Raw genomic sequence first — 4459 nt, 5'->3', positions numbered from 1 at the left:
TAGTTTATCGGATGGGATGAGAAAGTTTTTCTCCTGGATGGTGTCTTACGCTGAAAATCAGGGAAACGTAGCATAAGCGAAGTGATGATTTTTAGTCCGCGATAGCCGTAGGCCCGTTGTTTTGTCGGAGTCTGAGCGTTAGCGAAGGTGGAGACAAAATAAAAGGCCATCCGACACGGCGTCAAGTCATTTGGAGCCTATGTTCCGACCCCTTGTTGGGTCGGGACGAGGTGACGAGGACGAATCGGGGCCGCCGGAGGCATAAGTGGTCGCGTTAAGTTTTTGCTGCTTGCTTGGGCTGGGATGCCCAAAACAAGCTTTCGCAAAAATAGCGACTCCCCGAAATGCAATTTATTTTCCAAATCGCCGTATGCTCTCTGTCATTATTGGCTAATATCTCCTATTCTGCATCATTGAACTCTGCTCCGGAAGAATCCTCAATTAAGTGGTACCAACAAAGGAGAGAAAGCAATTCAAAAAGCAAGGCTGTCAGCTAAGGAGGCAGCTAAAAATAGTGACGCAAGTGCTAAAAATATTATTCTGTTTGTGGGGGATGGTATGGGGATTTCAACCATTACAGCTGCGCGTATTTACGCAGGGCAAATGCAAGGAAAACCAGGTGAAGAAAATATACTATTTTTTGAAAAATTCCCCTATCTGGCTTTAGCGAAAACCTATAATACTAATCAGCAGACACCTGACTCAGCGGGTACCATGACGGCAATGATGACGGGTATGAAAACTAAAGCGGGTATTATCGGCGTTGGGCAGGACATGATACGTACAAACTGCTCTAGCATAACTGGTAATACTCTGACCACTGCGCTAGAACATGCGGAGCAAATTGGTATGTCAACGGGAGTTGTCAGTACCGCCAGATTAACTCATGCGACACCTGCAGCAACCTACGCACATGTTCCAGAGCGTAATTTTGAAGACGACCGAGACATTTCTATAATGACTAATGCAACTGGTTGCAAAGATATCGCTGCGCAATTGATTGACCTAAAAGATCGTTATGGCGATGGCCTGGAAGTGGCTCTTGGTGGCGGGCGTAAAAATTTTATCCGCCGCGTTCATGGTGCAGGCCCTGAAAATGGGGGTATGGGTGAAAGTGAAGATGGACGCGACCTGACTACTGAATGGCTTGCACATTACCCAAATTCAGCCTATGTATGGAACCAGGCATCAATTTGATGCGATTAACCCTGGTTCAACAGAACATTTATTAGGCTTGTTTAATATGAGCCACATGGAATACGAAGAAGATAGACTGAATGATACAGGGGGTGAGCCTTCTTTATCAGCAATGACAGCTAAAGCCATTGCAATACTGAATAAAAATAAAAAAGGATTTTTCCTGCATGTTGAATCAGGTCGTATCGATCATGCACATCATGTAGGGAATGCGCAAAGAGCACTCAAAGATACGGTAGAATTTGCAAATGCTGTTAAAACTGCTTATGAAATGACTGACCCTAACAACACCTTGATTATTGTTACGGCTGACCATAGTCATGTTTTTACCATTGCAGGCTATCCAACAAGGGGTAACCCTATTCTGGGAAAAGTAATATCTAATGATGCACTTGGAAATCCTAAAGCAACACCTGAATTAGCAAATGATAAGTTACCCTATGCAACCTTAGGTTATAACAATGGCTTAGGCTATGCTAATTTAGCTGTGGGTGGTGATCCGCGTTATTTTGAACCCAGTGCGGCGGGTACTAGAACTGATTTGACCGATATTAATACCGAAAGCCATGGTTTTCACCAGGAAGCACTAGTACCTTTACATTATGAAACACATTCGGCAGAGGATGTTGCCATTTATGCAAGTGGTCCGGGTGCCAGTTTATTTCAGGGTACTGTTGAGCAAAATGTTATTTTTCATGTCATGAACAAAGCTGGGCGTTTAAGTATACGTTCAGGGTTAGCCCCCATTAAATAACACTGCCTATTTAATAAATAGCCGGAACAGTTATGATTAGGTCTTGGTGATAGTAGGCAAAAGTGTACCTGACTACCCATAACTCTCAGTCATCCTGCAAGCTGTTAGTAGGAATCTTCTGCATTAATAGTAGATTCCCGATAGAAGACTTCGGGAATGACGAGGTTTTTAACATATAGATGTTTAAGGTTTTTACTACTATGGCTGAGAGTCATACGTAATTAGGAAAGACTATGCATCCCCAATTATCTAACAAATCACCTATCCGCGGTGACTTGAAGGACTGAGCATAGTTCCAGGTATTATTGAATTCTGGTCACTAAAGCCAGATAAATAATTAATCATAGAGCGGAGTATTGTAAAATATTCTGTATTAACGGTATCTTGAATGGAGAGGAAATGGGCTGGGTTTACTTGATTGGCGCGAGTATTGCTGAAATATTTTTTGCATTAAGTCTTAAATATAATGAAGGGTTTACTAAACTTATCCCTTCGATTGTTACCGCCGTGACAGGCGCGGGAAGTTTTGGTTTATTAATTTTAGCGATTAAAACCTTACCTTTAGGTACGGCTTATGCAATCTGGACCGGGGTAGGTGCAGCAGGAATAGCGATAGCAGGGATTTTTCTGTTTAAAGAATCAGTTGATATTTACCGTCTATCTTCCATTGCGCTTATTATTATTGGTGTGATAGGTTTGAAACTGATTTCTGATGAGTAATATGTTACATATTATCTCTACTACAGCGGGGCATGAGGTGTTATTTGAACGTATTGCAAAGGGGGATACGTTACTTTTTATCGCTAGTGCAGTATTGAGTTTACATAAAAACTCATTGTCAGCAGAAAAACTATTACCTTATTGTGCGCATTTTCATTGCTATGTTCTGGAAGAAGATTTATTGGCAAGAGGGCTTGATGCAGATGATATTTTAGCGGAAATAAAGCGGGTTGATTATCCAGGTTTTGTCTCTTTAACAGTTGAAAATGAAGTGATTAAAACATGGAATTAGTAGTGAATGGCGTCACTATTGCCACAAATGATCAGGGTTTTCTACTGGATATGCTGGTATGGGACGAGCGGGTGGCAACATATCTTGCTCAACTTGAAGAGATAGATTTAACTGATGCGCATTGGGAAATTCTACATTTTATTCGGCACTTTTATCAAGACTATAAATATTTACCCAATGCCCGTGTATTTAGCAAAGCGATTAAAAATGAGTTAGGCGCTGAAAAAGCAAATAGTCGTTATTTACTGAAACTATTTCCAGAAGGACCCTTGAAATATTCTTGTAAAATAGCGGGCTTGCCGAAACCGCCTAGTTGTTTGTAAGGCGGGTTAGGGTTGTTAGTAACAATATGACCTTATCACGATAAATATCTTCACGATGCTCACCACGCGAAGTAATGTGATAAAGAGGAGCTGTAAATTCAAGTATTAAGGGGTTAGCCTAAATGTTGGAACTGTCTCTATTTTCCCCTTGTATTGCACAATCTTTATACAGGCACTCTACTATAAATCATCAAGAGGGCTGACTACACCCTCACCACGCTGTTTTAAAACATGTGTATAAATCATTGTTGTTTATGGCCAAGCAAAGATTGTATCGTGCGTATATCCGTACCCGTTGTAGCAAATGCGTCGCAAAACTATGACGAAAGGTGTGTGCACTTACTTTCTTGCTAATACCTGCTTTGCGTACAGCTTGCTTGATCGCCTTATTTACCGTTGACTGATCAATATGATGTCTCCGGGTCACTTCGCTGCGCGGATCATTTGATAAATTGCGACTAGGAAAAACATACTGCCACGGCCATTCTTTTTCGGCATTCGGATACTTGCGTGATAGTGCAAAGGGCAAATAAATAGCCCCATGACCATCCTTTAAGTCTTGCTCGTGAATCGCCTTAACCCGCTCCAAATGATTGGTTAACAGTGGCATCAGGCTTTCAGAAAAGGGGGTAACCCTATCTGATAACCCTTTTCCATTGCGCACAGTTATCTGTTTAAATCCGTAATCAATGTCTTGTACGCGTAGACGCATAGCCTCGGTAATTCGTAAACCACCACCATACAATAACTTTACAACTAAATCTGATGTCCCCTCTAAAAAAGCGAGAACCAGTTTAACTTCTTCCCGTGTCAAAACCACTGGAACTCGCTTTTCTTTGCTTGTTCTTGCAGCATCCACACCCTCTAAAGGATGTTTCAAGACCTGTTTATACAAAAATACCAGAGCATTAAAAGCCTGGTTTTGTGTTGAAGCCGCTACATTAGCTTGTACTGCTAAATGAGTTAAAAAATCCTCAACTTTTTTCTCAGGTTCAACCAGTAAGGACTCTCTTTCTTGCAAGTGATGAAAACGTATAAAACGCATAATCCAATCACAATAAGCACGTTCAGTATGAATCGAGTAATGTAAGCGCCGAAAAATGCTCTGTGTTTCCTCTAGTAAATTCTTTCGCTGAAAATCAGGGAAACGTAGCCTAAGCGAAGTGATGATTT

General features: G+C 41.4%; 6 protein-coding genes. 5 read left to right on the top strand and 1 reads right to left on the bottom strand.

The features are described 5' to 3' along the window. Positions 1 to 558: 558 nt before the first annotated feature. From CDZ78_RS24430 to CDZ78_RS18755, 5 genes are all read left to right on the top strand, one after another. Positions 559 to 1197: an alkaline phosphatase gene (locus CDZ78_RS24430; RefSeq protein WP_373862501.1), complete on the top strand. Its 639-nt coding sequence runs from the start codon at positions 559 to 561 to the stop codon at positions 1195 to 1197. After that, on the top strand, positions 1148 to 1951 hold the full coding sequence (locus CDZ78_RS24425; protein ID WP_373862500.1) for an alkaline phosphatase: 804 nt from the start codon (positions 1148 to 1150) through the stop codon (positions 1949 to 1951). The genes CDZ78_RS24430 and CDZ78_RS24425 overlap by 50 nt, the downstream gene beginning before the upstream one ends. Before the next feature lie 399 nt (positions 1952 to 2350). Beyond that, positions 2351 to 2671, top strand: coding sequence for a DMT family transporter (locus CDZ78_RS18765; protein ID WP_087871339.1), 321 nt, complete (start codon positions 2351 to 2353; stop codon positions 2669 to 2671). Continuing rightward, on the top strand, positions 2664 to 2963 hold the full coding sequence (gene tusB, locus CDZ78_RS18760) for a sulfurtransferase complex subunit TusB (RefSeq protein WP_087871338.1): 300 nt from the start codon (positions 2664 to 2666) through the stop codon (positions 2961 to 2963). Before CDZ78_RS18765 ends, tusB begins: the two co-directional genes overlap by 8 nt. Beyond that, a complete protein-coding gene (locus CDZ78_RS18755) occupies positions 2954 to 3286 on the top strand; it encodes a TusE/DsrC/DsvC family sulfur relay protein (RefSeq protein ID WP_087871337.1) in 333 nt (110 codons plus the stop codon). The genes tusB and CDZ78_RS18755 overlap by 10 nt, the downstream gene beginning before the upstream one ends. A 211-nt stretch (positions 3287 to 3497) precedes the next feature. Here CDZ78_RS18755 and CDZ78_RS18750 read toward each other — a convergent pair. After that, positions 3498 to 4459 (bottom strand): integron integrase (locus tag CDZ78_RS18750; protein WP_307190516.1); only part of this gene is annotated, 962 nt, incomplete at its 5' end.

The sequence above is a fragment of the Bathymodiolus platifrons methanotrophic gill symbiont genome (assembly GCF_002189065.1).
GTDB lineage: Bacteria > Pseudomonadota > Gammaproteobacteria > Methylococcales > Methylomonadaceae > Methyloprofundus.
Note: the sequence above shows the minus strand (reverse complement) of the source record. Positions and strands in the feature narration are given on the sequence as shown.